This window comes from Scandinavium tedordense (assembly GCF_024764965.1).
Lineage (GTDB): Bacteria > Pseudomonadota > Gammaproteobacteria > Enterobacterales > Enterobacteriaceae > Scandinavium > Scandinavium tedordense.
The window spans coordinates 45,570-61,387 of record NZ_JALIGG010000044.1 but is presented as its reverse complement, the minus strand read 5'-3'; the positions used below and the strand labels follow the sequence as shown (position 1 = coordinate 61,387).

Sequence of the window (15,818 nt, the reverse complement as noted above, 5' to 3'; positions counted from 1 at the left end):
GAAAAGGATGAGCCGTTTATCACGCGTCAGCGCCGTTAACTGGAACAAGATTGAGGACGATAAAGACCTGGAGGTCTGGAACCGTTTGACCAGCAACTTCTGGCTGCCGGAAAAAGTGCCGCTCTCGAACGACATTCCGGCGTGGCAGTCACTGAGTCACGCCGAGCAGCAACTGACCATCCGCGTGTTCACCGGGCTGACGCTACTCGACACCATTCAAAACACCGTCGGCGCGCCGTCACTGATGCCGGATGCGCTGACGCCCCACGAAGAAGCGGTGATGTCGAATATCAGCTTTATGGAAGCCGTTCATGCCCGCTCGTACAGCTCGATTTTCTCCACTCTCTGTCAGACCAAAGACGTGGATGCAGCTTACGCCTGGAGTGAAGAAAACGCGCCGCTTCAGCGGAAAGCCCAGCTGATGCTGGAACATTACACCGCCGATGCGCCGTTGAAGAAAAAAATTGCCAGCGTATTTCTGGAGTCCTTCCTGTTCTATTCCGGCTTCTGGCTACCGATGTATTTCTCCAGCCGTGGCAAGCTGACGAATACAGCGGACCTTATTCGTTTGATTATTCGCGACGAAGCGGTTCACGGATATTACATCGGATATAAATTCCAGAAAGGCCTGGAAAAAGTCAGCGCCGAAGAGCAGCAGGCGCTGAAAGATTTCGCCCTTGAACTGCTGTTGGATTTGTACGACAACGAACTCGCCTATACAGACGCATTGTACGCAGGCTCCGGCTGGGAAGACGACGTGAAAGCTTTCCTCTGCTACAACGCCAATAAGGCACTGATGAATCTTGGCTATGAGGCGCTGTTCCCGGCGGAAATGGCGGACGTGAACCCGGCTATACTGGCCGCGCTGTCGCCCAACGCCGACGAAAACCATGACTTTTTCTCCGGTTCAGGCTCTTCCTATGTGATGGGCAAAGCCGTCGAAACCGAGGACGAAGACTGGAATTTCTGACGCTGATTCGCGAGGGAAATATGCCCACATTTCCTTCGCGGATATTTACCTCGGCGCCAATTTTTTCCTGCCAAATATCCCTTTTAGCGCTTTCGCGATTTTAACCTTGCGAACTGTCCGAATTATTCAGATTTAGCCAAAATTTTCAGTAACTGACAAAAAATATCGGCAAAAAACCGTCTCCGCTCAGCCCTTATATCATGGGGGCATCACGCCTGTTGCCGCCGGAAATGCCCGCATCGTTAGGACATTGAGGGTTGTCTCAGAATCTGAGTATGTTAGGGTAGATCCAGTCAATTATTTCCATCAGGTAGCATATCGACATAATTAAATAACAGGAATCAGTTTATTGCATGGCAATTAAATTAGAAGTTAAAAATCTTTATAAAATATTTGGCGAGCATCCGCAACGCGCATTCAAATATATTGAAAAAGGTCTTTCGAAAGAACAAATTCTCGAAAAGACCGGGTTATCACTTGGCGTTATGGACGCCAGTCTGGCCATTGAAGAAGGCGAGATTTTTGTCATCATGGGGTTGTCCGGTTCTGGTAAATCCACCATGGTACGCCTTCTCAATCGCCTGATTGAACCCACCCGCGGTCAGGTTCTCATCGACGGTATTGATATTGCGAAAATATCCGACGCTGAGCTCCGCGAGGTGCGCAGAAAGAAAATTGCGATGGTATTCCAGTCATTTGCGCTAATGCCGCATATGAACGTCCTGGATAATACAGCCTTCGGTATGGAATTAGCCGGCATTGCACCGCAAGAGCGCCAGGAAAAAGCCCTGGACGCACTTCGTCAGGTGGGTCTCGAAAATTATGCTCACGGTTATCCGGATGAATTATCCGGTGGTATGCGCCAGCGCGTGGGTCTTGCCCGTGCATTAGCCATTAACCCTGACATCTTATTAATGGATGAAGCGTTCTCTGCGCTCGACCCTTTAATTCGTACCGAAATGCAGGACGAACTGGTGAAATTACAGGCCCGTCATCAGCGCACCGTTGTCTTTATTTCCCACGATCTCGACGAAGCCATGCGCATCGGCGACCGAATTGCCATTATGCAAAACGGCCGGGTGGTACAGGTTGGTACGCCTGATGAAATTCTGAATAATCCGGCCAATGACTATGTGCGTACCTTCTTCCGTGGCGTGGATATCAGCCAGGTGTTTAGCGCCAAAGACATTGCACGTCGTAACCCGAAAGGGCTGCTGCGTAAAGCGCCGGGATTTGGCCCACGCTCCGCCATTAAACTGCTGCAGGATGAAGACCGCGAATATGGCTATGTCGTTGAACGCGGTAATAAATTTGTCGGTATTGTTTCCATTGATTCTCTGAAGGCCGCGTTGGCCGAGGGTCTGGGCATTGACGCTGCGCTGCTGGATGCACCACAGCCTCTTGACGCTCAGACTGCGCTTAGCGAGTTGCTCTCTCATGTTGGTCAGGCACCGTGTGCGGTACCTGTCATCGACGAAGAACAACAGTACGTGGGCATCATCTCCAAGAGCATGCTGCTACAGGCTTTAGATCGCGAGGGAACAAACAATGGCTGATCAATCGAATCCGTGGGCAACCACACCAGCGGCCGATAGCGCTGCACAATCAGGCGCTGCGCAATCTGCCGACGCCTGGGGTACACCTGCGTCTACTCCGCCTGCAAACGGCGGCGGCGCAGACTGGCTGCATAGCGCACCTGCCCCTAAAGCAGAACACTTCAATATTCTGGACCCGTTCCACAAAACGCTGATCCCACTCGATAGCTGGGTAACCAGCGGGATCGATTGGATCGTGGTGCATTTCCGTCCTGTGTTCCAGGGCATTCGTATACCAGTGGATTACATTCTGGGTGGCTTCCAGCAGCTGTTGCTGGGTATGCCCGCGCCGGTGGCGATTGTGGTCTTTGCCCTGATCGCCTGGCAGATTGGCGGTGCCGGAATGGGTATCGCCTCACTGATTTCACTGATTTTGATTGGCGCGATTGGTGCGTGGTCCCAGGCAATGGTGACCCTTGCGTTGGTACTGACCGCCCTGTTGTTCTGCATCATCATTGGCCTGCCGCTTGGCATTTGGCTGGCGCGCAGCCCGCGGGCGTCGAAAATAATCCGGCCGCTGCTCGATGCGATGCAAACCACTCCCGCATTCGTTTATCTGGTGCCTATCGTGATGCTATTCGGTATCGGTAACGTGCCTGGCGTGGTGGTGACCATCATCTTTGCCCTGCCGCCGATTGTACGTCTGACAATCCTCGGGATTAACCAAGTGCCAGCCGATCTTATCGAAGCGTCGCGCTCGTTCGGAGCCAGTCCGCGCCAGATGTTGTTCAAAGTGCAGTTGCCGCTGGCGATGCCGACCATTATGGCCGGTGTGAACCAGACCCTGATGCTGGCGCTGTCGATGGTGGTTATCGCCTCGATGATTGCCGTAGGTGGTCTGGGACAAATGGTTCTGCGCGGTATCGGCCGACTCGATATGGGTCTGGCGACCGTCGGCGGGGTGGGGATCGTTATCCTCGCGATTATTCTCGACCGTCTGACGCAGGCTGCTGGCCGTGATTCCCGTAGCCGCGGCAACCGCCGCTGGTACACCACCGGCCCGGTCGGCCTGGTGACTCGTTTCTTCATCAAGTAATTCTGCATTTCCCGGCAGCCCTGCCTGCCGGGTCCACTCCCTGATACTTATAAAGGAATAACGATGCGAAATAGCGTAATTTTTGCCACTGCGTTTGCCACCCTTGTCTCCGGTAGCGCGCTTGCTGCTGATCTGCCTGGCAAGGGCATTACCGTTCAGCCGGTACAGAGCACCATTTCCGAAGAAACCTTCCAGACCCTGCTGGTCAGCCGTGCGCTGGAAAAACTGGGTTACACCGTCAGCAAACCGAGCGAAGTAGACTACAACGTCGGCTATACCTCGATTGCCTCTGGCGATGCGACCTTTACCGCCGTGAACTGGAAACCGCTGCATGACGATATGTACGCCGCAGCCGGTGGCGATAAGAAGTTTTATCGTGAAGGCGTGTACGTGACGGGTGCCGCGCAGGGTTATCTGATGGATAAGAAAACCGCTGAGAAGTACCACATCACCAAAATCGATCAGCTGAAAGATCCGAAGCTTGCCAAAATCTTCGATACCAACGGCGACGGTAAAGCTGACCTGACCGGCTGTACGCCGGGTTGGGGTTGTGAAGCGGTAATTAATCATCAGATTGACGCGTACGGTCTGAGCAATACTGTGGTGCATAACCAGGGTAACTACGCGGCAATGATGGCCGATACTATTACTCGCTTTAAAGAAGGCAAACCGGTGCTGTATTACACCTGGACGCCTTACTGGGTGAGTGATGTACTGAAGCCAGGCAAAGACGTGGTGTGGCTGCAGGTGCCGTTCTCTGCGATGCCGGGCGAGCAGAAAGATATCGACACCAAACTGCCGAACGGTGCCAACTATGGTTTCCCGGTGAACACCATGCATATCGTGGCTAACAAAGCCTGGGCCGAGAAAAACCCGGCAGCGGCGAAACTGTTCGCGCTGATGAAATTGCCTATCTCTGATATCAACGCCGAAAACGCGATGATGCACGAAGGTCATTCGTCAGAAGCCGATATCCAGGGTCACGTGGACGGTTGGATTTCAGCTCACCAGCAGCAGTTTGACGGCTGGGTGAAAGACGCGATGGCTGCGCAGAAGTAAGTACTCTCTCGGGCCCGGCAGCATTCTGCTTGCTGGGCCTGGATTCCCACCCACCGCACTATCAGACATCCTTCATTTTCCTTCTCCCCGCACTTATTGGTTATCATTGCTTACCTGCAAAATAATCACGTAAAGAACAATGACTAAAAATTCTCATGGGCTTAGCCCGGCGCTGATTGCGCTGATGTCCGTCGCGACCGGCCTCGCCGTGGCCAGTAATTACTATGCCCAACCGCTGCTGGACACCATTGCCCGCGCCTTTTCCCTGAGCGCAGGACAAGCCGGTTTCATCGTCACCGCCGCGCAGCTGGGCTACGCCGCCGGGCTGCTGTTCCTGGTGCCGCTGGGCGATATGTTTGAGCGCCGAACCTTAATCGTCAGCATGACGTTACTGGCGGCGGGCGGAATGCTCATTACCGCGTCCAGTCATTCGCTGGCGATGATGATCCTCGGCACTGCTCTTACCGGACTATTTTCGGTAGTAGCGCAAATTCTGGTTCCGCTGGCAGCCACGCTCGCCAGTCCGCATAAACGGGGGAAAGTGGTCGGCACCATTATGAGCGGGTTGCTGCTCGGCATTTTGCTGGCACGAACCGTCGCTGGGCTGCTGGCCAGCCTAGGCGGCTGGCGCACGGTATACTGGGTGGCGTCGGTATTAATGGTACTGATGGCGTTCACCCTGTGGCGCGGCCTGCCGAAGGTGAAAACAGAAACGCACCTGAATTACCCGCAGCTGCTGCGTTCCGTATTCAGTCTGTTTAAACACGATAAACTCCTGCGCACCCGGGCGCTGCTCGGCTGCCTGACCTTCGCCAACTTCAGCATTCTCTGGACCTCGATGGCATTTCTGCTGGCGGGCGCACCGTTCCACTATTCAGAAGGCATGATTGGCCTGTTTGGCCTGGCGGGTGCTGCCGGGGCGCTGGGCGCTCGTCCGGCAGGCGGTCTGGCGGATAAAGGCAAATCGCATCTCACCACCACTACCGGATTGGTGCTGCTTCTGCTCTCCTGGCTGGCTATCTGGTTTGGACACGCCTCGGTGCTGGCATTAATTGTCGGCATTCTGGTGCTGGACCTCACCGTACAGGGCGTACATATCACCAACCAGACCGTTATCTACCGCGTGCAGCCAGAAGCACGTAATCGTCTTACCGCAGGCTATATGACCAGCTACTTCATCGGGGGAGCTGCCGGGTCACTCATTTCAGCCTCGGCGTGGCAGCACTGGGGCTGGGCGGGCGTTTGCGTGGCAGGTGTGACAATGGCTGCGCTGAACCTGCTGGTATGGTGGCGAGGATTTCACCGACAAGAAGCCGTTGTCTGAAAAGTCTCTACATTCAGGGCCTTATTCCCGCTTTGGGGTTTAAGCACATCCCCTGGTCTGTTAAGGTTATCTACCTGATTAGCCGGGCAACTGTTTCAAAGGTAAATTATTCATCCACACACAGAAACCTCCCGGACGCTGGCGGCGTGTACCTTTGCCGCCAGTCTCAATTTTTTGATTTATTTGCTCCAACGTATGAATTCGTCAGATTAATTCATTTACATTATTTGTCACCGTCGTTACTATATCGGCTGTAATTAATGAGGTTATGCCCAAATGGATAGTTCGTTTACGCCCATTGAACAAATGCTAAAATTTCGCGCCAGCCGCTATGAAGATTTTCCGTATCAGGAAATCCTTCTGACTCGCCTGTGCATGCACATGCAAGGGAAGTTGCTGGAAAACCGCAATAAAATGCTGAAAGCTCAGGGGATCAACGAGACGTTATTTATGGCGCTAATCACGCTGGAGTCTCAGGAAAACCACAGTATTCAGCCATCCGAACTGAGCTGCGCACTGGGTTCTTCACGTACGAACGCCACCCGCATTGCCGATGAACTGGAAAAACGCGGCTGGATTGAACGCCGTGAAAGCGACAATGACCGCCGCTGCCTGCATCTGCAACTCACCGAGAAAGGTCATCAATTCCTGCGCGAAGTGTTACCGCCGCAGCACAACTGCCTGCACCAGCTCTGGTCTTCTTTAAGCGTCACCGAAAAAGAGAGCCTCGAGCAAATCACCCGAAAACTCCTGACCCGTCTCGACCAGATGGATGAGGATGGCGTGGCCCTGGAAGCACTTCGCTAAGCGTGTGAATCGCTCAGTATCCTGATTTCAAGAATAAAACCGACAGGCCAGCAGCGAAATCTGCTGGCCTTTCTGACAAAAGGTCGGCTCAGCCGATGTGAAATAATAAGATCGTGGAGAAAAACATGAGCGCGAATGCGGAGACTCAAACCCCGCAGCAACCGGCCAACAAGAAAGGTAAACGTAAAGGTGCCCTTCTTCTGCTGACCTTGCTCTTTATCGTTATTGCCGTGGCATATGGGATTTATTGGTTTTTAGTACTGCGTCATTATGAAGATACCGATGATGCATACGTGGCAGGGAACCAGGTTCAAATAATGGCACAGGTGTCAGGCAGCGTGACGAAAGTCTGGGCTGACAACACCGACTTCGTGCAAAAAGGCGATGTGCTGGTCACCCTCGACCAGACCGATGCACAGCAGGCGTTTGAACGTGCACAGACGGGGCTTGCCTCCAGCGTGCGTCAGACTCGCCAGATGATGATCAACAGCAAGCAATTACAGGCCAGCATCGACGTCAAAAAAACGGCACTGGCGCAGGTGCAGACCGACCTTAACCGTCGTATTCCGCTGGGCACCGCGAACCTGATTGGTCGCGAAGAGCTGCAGCACGCCCGTGACGCCGTGGCCAGTGCACAGGCTGAGCTGAATGTGACTATTCAACAGTTCAATGCCAACCAGGCCATGATTCTGGGTACCAAACTGGAAGACCAGCCTGCGGTGAAACAAGCAGCGACCGAAGTACGTAACGCGTGGCTTGCGCTGGAACGTACCAAAATCGTTAGCCCAATGACCGGCTACGTCTCTCGCCGTGCGGTTCAGCCAGGGGCGCAGATTAGCCCAACCACTCCGCTGATGGCGGTGGTTCCGGCAACCAATCTGTGGATCGATGCTAACTTTAAAGAAACCCAGCTGGCGCATATGCGTATTGGCCAGCCGGTGACCGTTATCAGCGATGTCTACGGCGACGACGTGAAGTACACCGGGAAAGTAGTGGGTCTGGATATGGGGACCGGCAGCGCCTTCTCCTTACTTCCGGCGCAGAATGCCACCGGTAACTGGATCAAAGTGGTTCAGCGTTTGCCGGTGCGTGTAGAACTGGACGAAAAACAGCTGGCTCAGCACCCGCTGCGCATCGGGTTATCTACGCTCGTGAAAGTGGATACCTCTAACCGCGACGGTGAAATGCTGGCGAATCAAACGCGTCACACGCCTGCTTATGAAAGTAATGCACGTGAAATTAGCCTTGATCCTGTGAATAAGCTGATCAACACCATCGTGCAGGCCAACGCCAACTAATTCCGGGGTGAACGTAATGCAACAGCAAAAACCGCTGGAAGGCGCGCAACTGGTCATTATGACCATTGCGCTGTCTCTGGCGACGTTCATGCAGGTGCTGGACTCGACGATTGCCAACGTGGCGATCCCCACCATTGCCGGTAACCTTGGCTCATCACTGAGCCAGGGGACGTGGGTTATTACTTCGTTCGGGGTCGCGAACGCCATTTCCATTCCGATTACCGGCTGGCTGGCAAAACGTGTGGGCGAGGTAAAATTGTTTACCTGGTCCACTATCGCCTTCGTCATCGCCTCTTGGGCATGCGGCGTGTCGAGCAGCCTGACGATGCTGATTTTCTTCCGCGTCATTCAGGGTATTGTTGCCGGTCCGCTTATCCCACTTTCGCAGAGTCTGCTGTTAAACAACTACCCGCCAGCAAAACGCGCCGTGGCGCTGGCTTTGTGGTCAATGACGGTTATCGTCGCGCCGATTTGTGGCCCGATCCTCGGCGGCTATATCAGTGACAACTATCACTGGGGTTGGATCTTTTTCATCAACGTGCCGATTGGTGCCGTGGTGGTGCTGCTAACTCTGCAAAGTCTGCGTGGACGCGAAACCCGAACCGAGCATCGGCGCATTGATGCCATCGGCCTGGCGCTTCTGGTGGTCGGGATTGGCAGTCTGCAGGTCATGCTCGACCGCGGGAAAGAGCTCGACTGGTTTAACTCTACCGAAGTCATTGTCCTGACCATCGTCGCGGTGGTGGCGATAAGCTTCTTGATTGTCTGGGAGCTAACAGACGATAACCCGATAGTCGATCTCTCGCTCTTCAAGTCGCGAAACTTTACCATCGGCTGTTTGTGTATCAGCCTGGCCTATATGCTCTACTTCGGCGCGATCGTTTTGCTGCCGCAGCTGCTCCAGGAGGTATACGGCTACACTGCCACTTGGGCGGGTCTGGCATCGGCGCCGGTGGGAATTTTACCCGTTATTCTGTCGCCGATAATCGGCCGCTTTGCGCATAAGATAGATATGCGGCGGCTGGTGACCTTCAGCTTCATTATGTACGCGGTGTGCTTCTACTGGCGGGCGTATACCTTCGAACCGGGAATGGACTTTGGCGCATCGGCGTGGCCGCAGTTTATACAGGGCTTCGCGGTGGCGTGCTTCTTTATGCCACTGACCACCATCACCCTTTCCGGCCTTGGGCCAGAGCGGATGGCGGCGGCATCGAGCCTGTCTAACTTTACCCGTACGCTGGCGGGTTCTATCGGGACGTCGATAACGACCACCATGTGGAGTAACCGTGAAGCGCTACACCACGCGCAGCTGACCGAGTCGGTGACCCCTTTTAACCCGAATGCACAGCAGATGTACGGCAAGCTTCAGGATTTAGGGATGTCGGAGCAGCAGGCCTCCGGCTGGCTGGCACAGCAAATCACCAACCAGGGGCTGATTATTTCCGCGAACGAAATCTTCTGGATGTCGGCGGGGATCTTCATCGTACTCCTGGGGCTCATCTGGCTCGCCAGACCGCCGTTTGGCGCAGGTGGCGGCGGCGGTGGTGCGCACTAACGTCATTTGAATGACAGGACCCTCTTTTACAGAGGGTCTTTTTTTGTCCATTTCTCGCAAGACTCTGTCACCTCCGCTAAAGCGCCACGCCCTGCTCTTCCGTCAGGATTAAACCCACGACAAGAGGAGAACCCCATGCCGAACAACCCCGCTCAGAAAATGCAGTAGCTGGGCACAGTCGTGCTGATGCCAGGGCTCGCTATCGCCGTGCGCGTAATGATGGACAAAGGGAACCAGCGGACGATGGGTGAAGGAAAACGTGAGGGTTGTGGTCATTGGCACAATCGCGGTGGCGGGCCTGATAGGAAGATAAAAAACCCGGCGCTTTAGCACCGGGTATCTAAAGAGAATACTAGATGTGCAGTTCCTTCAGCTTCTCTTTTGGCAGCGCCAGCTCATCATTGCTGTTCACAAGAACACCACGGTCAATGATATGACGGGCAATTTCCTGCGCTTCTTCCAGTGAGTGCATAGTGTACGTACCGCACTGATAGACGTTCAGCTCTGGGATCTGGTTCTGCTCTTTCACCTTCAGCACATCGGCCATCGCGGCTTTCCATGCTTCGGCTACGCGGGATTCCTCCGGCGTACCAATCAGGCTCATGTAGAAGCCGGTGCGGCAGCCCATTGGGGAAATGTCGATGATTTCCACGCCGTTGCCGTTGAGGTGATCGCGCATGAAGCCCGCGAACAGGTGCTCAAGAGTATGAATGCCGCGCTCTGGCATCACTTCTTTGTTCGGTACGCAGAAGCGCAGATCAAAGACGGTGATTTCATCGCCGTGTGGCGTGTGCATGGATTTTGCGACGCGAACAGCAGGGGCTTCCATTCGGGTATGGTCGACAGTAAAGCTATCTAATAACGGCATTTTGTCTCCTCCGAACTCTTCTCATCCCTTGTGCCATAAGGGCTACGCGGAAAATATTACGAAGAGTATGATTTTTTTTTGAAATTAACTGAACTCTTTATTCCCAGGCGAGTCTTACTCTATGAAAGACGCGCATTTGTTATCATCATCCCTGTATTCAGAGATGAAATTTTGGCCACATTTACTGTGGCCTTTTTCTTTTCTGTCAGGCGTGACGCGCGACCAGCTCGGAAAACGGCTCTGTATCCGCCTCTTCAATCTGACGCTGACGTGCCAACGAAGCTTCACGCTCCGCTTCAAAATCCGCTTCGCTCAAAATCTCCAGCGGTTCTTCACGCAGCATTTTACGATATTCATCGCCCAACGCTTTGCCGGTGCCGCCAATGCCACTTTCAAGCATAGAACGCAAAATACGCGCTGAGAACGTTAATTCCGGATTATCAAAGCTTGCGACCAGCTCGTCACACACTGTCTGATAGGCGTCGCCGCCTTCGATGCCATCCAGCGTCTGCGCCACGCGACGCAAATCAGCAAATAAATCTTTGCCGACCTGAGCCAGCGGGAACTGTGCTGTTTCACAGCCAATGCCCAGCGTCAGACCCGGTTTACGACCTTCCAGAATCACACGATTCCAGTTAGTGCGAGTACATAACAGCTCATCGCTACTCATTTCTGGCGCATCTGCCAACACGCACCAAACCATGAACAGGTCGAGGAAACGAACCTGCTGCTCGTCCACACCGATGGGTGAGAACGGGTTGATGTCCAGCGAACGCACTTCGATATATTCAATCCCGCCGCGCAGCAGCGCATCAGACGGCGTTTCACCGCTGCGGGTGACGCGTTTCGGACGAATCGGCGCGTACAGTTCGTTTTCAATCTGCAAAATGTTGCTGTTGATCTGCAGATAGTTACCGTCTTTTGCCAGACCAATCCTGGCGTACTCTTCCGACGGTGTTTTGATCGCCCGCTTCAATCCTGCCACATACTCGTGGAGATCGTTAAACGTAATCCCGAGATTGCTTTGCGACTTATTGGTATAACCCAGGTCGCTCAAACGCAGAGACGTCGCATACGGCAGGTAATACATACCGCCCTCGGTTTTCTCAAACGGCAGCGTGGTCGGCTTGCCCTGCAAGAACGATGAGCAAACGGCCGGAGAAGCCCCGAACAGATACGGGATCACCCAACCAAAGCGGTAATAGTTGCGGATCAGGCGGAAATAGCCAGCAGAGATAGCTTCTTTGCCGTCTTCCTTGCCTTCGACTCCACACTTTGCCTGCCAGAACGCCATCGGCAGCGAGAAGTTGTAATGCACGCCGGAGATGGTTTGCATCAGCGCACCGTAACGGTTTTTCAGCCCTTCACGGTACAGCGTTTTCAAACGACCCACATTAGAGGTGCCGTACTGTGCCAGCTCGATATCCTGGCCTGGCGCGATATAGCACGGCATGCTCAGTGGCCACATGCGCTCGTCGCCGATATGGCGCGCGGTGTGGCGATGCACGTCACGCAGCAGCGTCAGCATGTGGTCAATGTCGCCATCTACCGGAGTGATAAACTCCAGCAATGCTTCGGCAAAATCAGTTGTAATCCATTTATGGGTCAGTGCTGAACCCAGCTCTACCGGGTGACCCGTTGTTGCCAATGAGCCATCAGCATTAACGCGCAGCGTTTCGCGCTCAAGACCGCGTTGGATCCCCTGAACTGCCTGAGGATTTTTTTCCAGCCAGGTCAGCGCCTGTGATACGTCCGGGATCAAATTGACCTCCCGCCTGTCGAAATCATTTTATTAAGCATAATTGTAATGGTTGACGTCACAATCAATCCAATTAGTGCCACCACGTCATACCCTGAAGCGTTGCTACGGCAATAGCCACATAGCGCAACGCCTTGCCAAGGCATAAGAAAAAAAGCACCGGTCCCCAGGAAAGACGCATCCATCCTGCCAGGACACACAGTAAATCGCCGATAACCGGCATCCAGCTAAGTAATAGTGTGGCCGCGCCATAACGTCTTAGCCAGCCCATCGCTTTCTCACGCCAACGCGAATTATCACGCTGCGGAAATAAACGCCCAAGAATAACGTTAGTTACCCCTCCAAGGCTATTACCCATTGTTGCTATTAACACGAGTAACCACGGATGGCTGACGCCCGCGATCAGCATGCCTATCAGGACAACTTCTGAATTTCCGGGTAACAACGTGGCGCTAAGAAAACTACTGGCAAAAAGCGATAACAGCGGGAGTGCGTCACTCACAGCAAACGCACGTCCACAACATCCATACCCGCACTTTTCGCCGCCTGAATACCAAAGTCGGCATCCTCAAACACCACGCATTGCTGCGCAGGGACGCCCATCAGCTCTGCACACAGCAAAAACGTATCCGGCGCAGGCTTATGATGAGAGACATGATCGGCGGCGACCACCGCAGTGAAGTACTGGCGCAGGCCCAAATGATTGAGCAACGCTTCCGCCATTGCACTTTCACTGCCGGTGCCAACCGCCATCGGGCGGCGGCCGTGCCACTCTTTGACGACGTCAATGAGCGGTAACGGACGCACGGTATCCAACAGAATCGCTTTCACCGCGTCCGTTTTCTCACGTGCCAACTGATGGGGATCGAGAGGGGCCTGATTCAGCTCAATGACCGCCTGAGCAATGCGCCAGGTCGGTGAACCGTTTAAAGCAGCCATAGCGTGTTCATCAAAGCGCATTCCGTATCGCCCGAGAACGTCTCGCCACGCTATAAGATGAGTGGGTTCGGTATCAAGGATGGTGCCATCCATGTCGAAAATCAGCCCTGCATAGCGCGCGTACATCATGTTTTCACTCACCGGATATCGAAACGTTACTTTAACGTATAACGTCACTGTTTGTCGCTGCCCGCTGAAGACAACAAAGGCACCAGACGGTGCCTTTCATACGTATTTTCAGACGTTACTTGACCTGCATGTCATTCTCGACGATACGCACACCGGTCACGTTCCGGGTTATCTCCACCGCGCGGTTAGCAACCTTCTGCGATGAGACGAATCCACTCAGCTGAACGCGCCCTTTAAAGGTCACCACACTGATGTCTGAAGATTTGATGTCTTTATCGTTGAACAGTGCGGATTTCACTTTTGTGGTGACTACCGAATCATCGATATAGCCACCTGTACTTTCCTTCGTGGAGGAGCCTGCACACCCGGCCAGGGACACACCAACGATAAGGGCTGCACAAAATGCAGAGACAGCTTTGAACCATTTCATGGATTTCTCTCCTTGCGACCTTAAAACAGATTAATCACAGATATAAATTAACCTGAAAGAGGAAAGATGCCAATAGTAAACAACCTGTTAATGAATTGTCTGGAAAGCTCATGACGAAGGGATAAACGAAAGAACGAAGAAAATATGTAGCAGGTGTGAGTGTTTAATGCAGGAGAAGGGATTTGAGAAGATGGTGCATCCGGGAGGATTACTCGCCGAAGGCTCGCCCTCAAGGGCCGTTGCTAAAGCAACGTTATCTTCCCTTGTGCCCGCTGAGAAAATAACTTTCTCAGGAGTACTATCATCGCTGATAGCCAGGAGAAGATGGTGCATCCGGGAGGATTCGAACCTCCGACCGCTCGGTTCGTAGCCGAGTACTCTATCCAGCTGAGCTACGGATGCATCGGAATTACTAAGGTACTGCTGACTCAATGTTACTCATCATGCCGCAACACTGATGAAGATGGTGCATCCGGGAGGATTACTCGCCGAAGGCTCGCCCTGAAGGGCCGTTGCTAAAGCAACGTTATCTTCCCTTGTGCCCGCTGAGAAAATAACTTTCTCAGGAGTACTATCATCGCTGATAGTCAGGAGAAGATGGTGCATCCGGGAGGATTCGAACCTCCGACCGCTCGGTTCGTAGCCGAGTACTCTATCCAGCTGAGCTACGGATGCATCGGAATTACTAAGGTACTGCTGACTCAATGTCACTCATCATGCCGTAACACTGATGAAGATGGTGCATCCGGGAGGATTACTCGCCGAAGACTCGCCCTGAAGGGCCGTTGCTAAAGCAACGTTATCTTCCCTGGTGCCCGCTGAGAAAATAACTTTCTCAGGAGTACTATCATCGCTGATAGCCAGGAGAAGATGGTGCATCCGGGAGGATTCGAACCTCCGACCGCTCGGTTCGTAGCCGAGTACTCTATCCAGCTGAGCTACGGATGCATCGGAATTACTAAGGTACTGCTGACTCAATGTTACTCATCATGCCGTAACACTGATGAAGATGGTGCATTCGGCAGAATGACTCGCCGAAAGTTTGCCCTGCTGGGCCGTTGCTAAAGCAACGTTATTTTCCCTGTGCCGCTAAGAATGAGAGTTTCTCTGGCATTCCGTCATCACTGACGGTCAGGAAAATATGGTGCATCCGGGAGGATTCGAACCTCCGACCGCTCGGTTCGTAGCCGAGTACTCTATCCAGCTGAGCTACGGATGCAAATGGCGGTGAGGCGGGGATTCGAACCCCGGATGCAGCTTTTGACCGCATACTCCCTTAGCAGGGGAGCGCCTTCAGCCTCTCGGCCACCTCACCATACGCCTCTTGCGAGTGCTTCGAATTACTCGTTAGAGCTCATCGTCGCTGCGTGGCGCACATATTACTTTCTGGGACTTATAAGTCAAACAATTTTTCCAGACCTTTTATCGTTTGCACAATTCCCGTTCAATTAGCCTGCAAAAACGGCAAAAAGAGCGATTAATCAACACAAAGAGTCAGCGATAACCCGATGAACGTCAGACAGACAACGAGGACGTTGAGCAAATAATCTGTGATGGATTCAGGTCTAAAACGAGAAACGAAGCGGAAAAAGGGAGAAAGCGAGAGGTTGCGTCTCACCGGGCAGTGAGACGCGGAAATATTAGTAACTGGACTGCTGGGATTTTTCAGCCTGGATACGCTGGTAGATCTCTTCACGATGGACAGAGACTTCTTTAGGGGCGTTTACGCCGATGCGTACTTGGTTGCCCTTCACCCCTAAAACTGTCACGGTGACCTCATCTCCAATCATGAGGGTTTCACCAACTCGACGAGTCAGAATCAGCATTCTTTGCTCCTTGAAAGATTAAAAGAGTCGGGTCTCTTGTATCCCGGCATTATCCATCACATAACGCCAAAAAGTAAGCGATGACAAACACGTAAACGTGTAAGCAGTCACGGCATTACATTCTGTTAAACGTAAGTTTAGCCGATTTACACAATTTCAACCTGACTTTATCGTTGTCAGTCTTGCTATTGCAAGGCGCCAAAACCGCATGGTTAAAGCGCCC

Annotated in this window: 14 protein-coding genes, 5 tRNA genes and 1 pseudogene; 8 read left to right on the top strand and 12 right to left on the bottom strand. The window is 53.2% G+C overall.

Annotated features, from left to right (window positions below; translation table 11 throughout):
* Positions 1 to 7: 7 nt before the first annotated feature.
* The 8 genes from nrdF to emrB all read left to right on the top strand — a co-directional run bounded on the left by nrdF (position 8) and on the right by emrB (position 9,644).
* Positions 8 to 970 (top strand): class 1b ribonucleoside-diphosphate reductase subunit beta, encoded by a 963-nt coding sequence (gene nrdF, locus MUU46_RS01185; RefSeq protein ID WP_159758139.1) that lies wholly within the window; start codon positions 8 to 10, stop codon positions 968 to 970.
* A gap of 353 nt (positions 971 to 1,323) precedes the next feature.
* Positions 1,324 to 2,526, top strand: a complete 1,203-nt coding sequence (gene proV / locus MUU46_RS01180; protein WP_159758141.1) for a glycine betaine/L-proline ABC transporter ATP-binding protein ProV — start codon at positions 1,324 to 1,326, stop codon at positions 2,524 to 2,526.
* The gene (gene proW / locus MUU46_RS01175; RefSeq protein ID WP_258964529.1) at positions 2,519 to 3,601 is read left to right on the top strand and encodes a glycine betaine/L-proline ABC transporter permease ProW; all 1,083 of its coding nucleotides are present in this window, start codon (positions 2,519 to 2,521) and stop codon (positions 3,599 to 3,601) included. The genes proV and proW overlap by 8 nt, the downstream gene beginning before the upstream one ends.
* 63 nt (positions 3,602 to 3,664) lie before the next feature.
* Positions 3,665 to 4,660 carry a glycine betaine/L-proline ABC transporter substrate-binding protein ProX gene (gene proX, locus MUU46_RS01170; RefSeq protein WP_258964528.1) on the top strand — a complete coding sequence of 332 codons (996 nt, stop codon included), beginning with the start codon at positions 3,665 to 3,667 and terminating at the stop codon, positions 4,658 to 4,660.
* Positions 4,661 to 4,799: 139 nt separating this feature from the next.
* On the top strand, positions 4,800 to 5,984 hold the full coding sequence (locus MUU46_RS01165) for an MFS transporter (protein ID WP_258964527.1): 1,185 nt from the start codon (positions 4,800 to 4,802) through the stop codon (positions 5,982 to 5,984).
* A gap of 276 nt (positions 5,985 to 6,260) precedes the next feature.
* Positions 6,261 to 6,791 carry a transcriptional repressor MprA gene (gene mprA, locus MUU46_RS01160; protein ID WP_258964526.1) on the top strand — a complete coding sequence of 177 codons (531 nt, stop codon included), beginning with the start codon at positions 6,261 to 6,263 and terminating at the stop codon, positions 6,789 to 6,791.
* Positions 6,792 to 6,916: 125 nt separating this feature from the next.
* Positions 6,917 to 8,089, top strand: a complete 1,173-nt coding sequence (gene emrA, locus MUU46_RS01155) for a multidrug efflux MFS transporter periplasmic adaptor subunit EmrA (protein ID WP_159758151.1) — start codon at positions 6,917 to 6,919, stop codon at positions 8,087 to 8,089.
* Positions 8,090 to 8,105: 16 nt separating this feature from the next.
* Positions 8,106 to 9,644, top strand: coding sequence for a multidrug efflux MFS transporter permease subunit EmrB (gene emrB / locus MUU46_RS01150; protein WP_159758153.1), 1,539 nt, complete (start codon positions 8,106 to 8,108; stop codon positions 9,642 to 9,644).
* A gap of 111 nt (positions 9,645 to 9,755) precedes the next feature.
* Here emrB and MUU46_RS01145 read toward each other — a convergent pair.
* From MUU46_RS01145 to csrA, 12 genes and pseudogenes are all read right to left on the bottom strand, one after another.
* A pseudogene (locus MUU46_RS01145) lies at positions 9,756 to 9,920 on the bottom strand (AraC family transcriptional regulator); the annotation flags it as partial.
* A gap of 76 nt (positions 9,921 to 9,996) precedes the next feature.
* Positions 9,997 to 10,512 (bottom strand): S-ribosylhomocysteine lyase, encoded by a 516-nt coding sequence (gene luxS, locus MUU46_RS01140; RefSeq protein WP_159758155.1) that lies wholly within the window; start codon positions 10,510 to 10,512, stop codon positions 9,997 to 9,999.
* A 205-nt stretch (positions 10,513 to 10,717) separates the two neighbouring features.
* Positions 10,718 to 12,274 (bottom strand): glutamate--cysteine ligase, encoded by a 1,557-nt coding sequence (gene gshA, locus MUU46_RS01135; RefSeq protein ID WP_258964525.1) that lies wholly within the window; start codon positions 12,272 to 12,274, stop codon positions 10,718 to 10,720.
* 70 nt (positions 12,275 to 12,344) lie between these two features.
* Entirely contained in the window at positions 12,345 to 12,773 is a 429-nt protein-coding gene (locus MUU46_RS01130) for a YqaA family protein (RefSeq protein ID WP_159758159.1), read from the bottom strand.
* Complete coding sequence (gene yqaB / locus MUU46_RS01125) at positions 12,770 to 13,336, bottom strand: fructose-1-phosphate/6-phosphogluconate phosphatase (RefSeq protein WP_159758605.1); 567 nt, start codon at positions 13,334 to 13,336, stop codon at positions 12,770 to 12,772. The genes MUU46_RS01130 and yqaB overlap by 4 nt, the downstream gene beginning before the upstream one ends.
* A 118-nt stretch (positions 13,337 to 13,454) precedes the next feature.
* Positions 13,455 to 13,769: a BON domain-containing protein gene (locus MUU46_RS01120; protein WP_159758161.1), complete on the bottom strand. Its 315-nt coding sequence runs from the start codon at positions 13,767 to 13,769 to the stop codon at positions 13,455 to 13,457.
* Between the two features lie 325 nt (positions 13,770 to 14,094).
* Positions 14,095 to 14,171, bottom strand: a tRNA-Arg gene (locus MUU46_RS01115).
* A gap of 196 nt (positions 14,172 to 14,367) precedes the next feature.
* Positions 14,368 to 14,444 (bottom strand) — tRNA-Arg (locus MUU46_RS01110).
* Between the two features lie 196 nt (positions 14,445 to 14,640).
* Positions 14,641 to 14,717: transfer RNA gene (locus tag MUU46_RS01105), tRNA-Arg, on the bottom strand.
* 194 nt (positions 14,718 to 14,911) lie between these two features.
* Positions 14,912 to 14,988, bottom strand: a tRNA-Arg gene (locus tag MUU46_RS01100).
* Between the two features lie 3 nt (positions 14,989 to 14,991).
* Positions 14,992 to 15,084: transfer RNA gene (locus MUU46_RS01095), tRNA-Ser, on the bottom strand.
* Positions 15,085 to 15,409: 325 nt separating this feature from the next.
* Entirely contained in the window at positions 15,410 to 15,595 is a 186-nt protein-coding gene (csrA, locus tag MUU46_RS01090; protein WP_000906486.1) for a carbon storage regulator CsrA, read from the bottom strand.
* Between the last annotated feature and the right edge of the window lie 223 nt (positions 15,596 to 15,818).

Coding starts and splice junctions, on each gene's coding strand:
- nrdF (WP_159758139.1), top strand. CDS start 8: ATGAGCCGTTTATCACGCGTCAGCGCCGTTAACTGGAACAAGATTGAG.
- proV (WP_159758141.1), top strand. CDS start 1,324: ATGGCAATTAAATTAGAAGTTAAAAATCTTTATAAAATATTTGGCGAG.
- proW (WP_258964529.1), top strand. CDS start 2,519: ATGGCTGATCAATCGAATCCGTGGGCAACCACACCAGCGGCCGATAGC.
- proX (WP_258964528.1), top strand. CDS start 3,665: ATGCGAAATAGCGTAATTTTTGCCACTGCGTTTGCCACCCTTGTCTCC.
- MUU46_RS01165 (WP_258964527.1), top strand. CDS start 4,800: ATGACTAAAAATTCTCATGGGCTTAGCCCGGCGCTGATTGCGCTGATG.
- mprA (WP_258964526.1), top strand. CDS start 6,261: ATGGATAGTTCGTTTACGCCCATTGAACAAATGCTAAAATTTCGCGCC.
- emrA (WP_159758151.1), top strand. CDS start 6,917: ATGAGCGCGAATGCGGAGACTCAAACCCCGCAGCAACCGGCCAACAAG.
- emrB (WP_159758153.1), top strand. CDS start 8,106: ATGCAACAGCAAAAACCGCTGGAAGGCGCGCAACTGGTCATTATGACC.
- luxS (WP_159758155.1), bottom strand. CDS start 10,512: ATGCCGTTATTAGATAGCTTTACTGTCGACCATACCCGAATGGAAGCC.
- yqaB (WP_159758605.1), bottom strand. CDS start 13,336: ATGTACGCGCGCTATGCAGGGCTGATTTTCGACATGGATGGCACCATC.
- MUU46_RS01120 (WP_159758161.1), bottom strand. CDS start 13,769: ATGAAATGGTTCAAAGCTGTCTCTGCATTTTGTGCAGCCCTTATCGTT.
- csrA (WP_000906486.1), bottom strand. CDS start 15,595: ATGCTGATTCTGACTCGTCGAGTTGGTGAAACCCTCATGATTGGAGAT.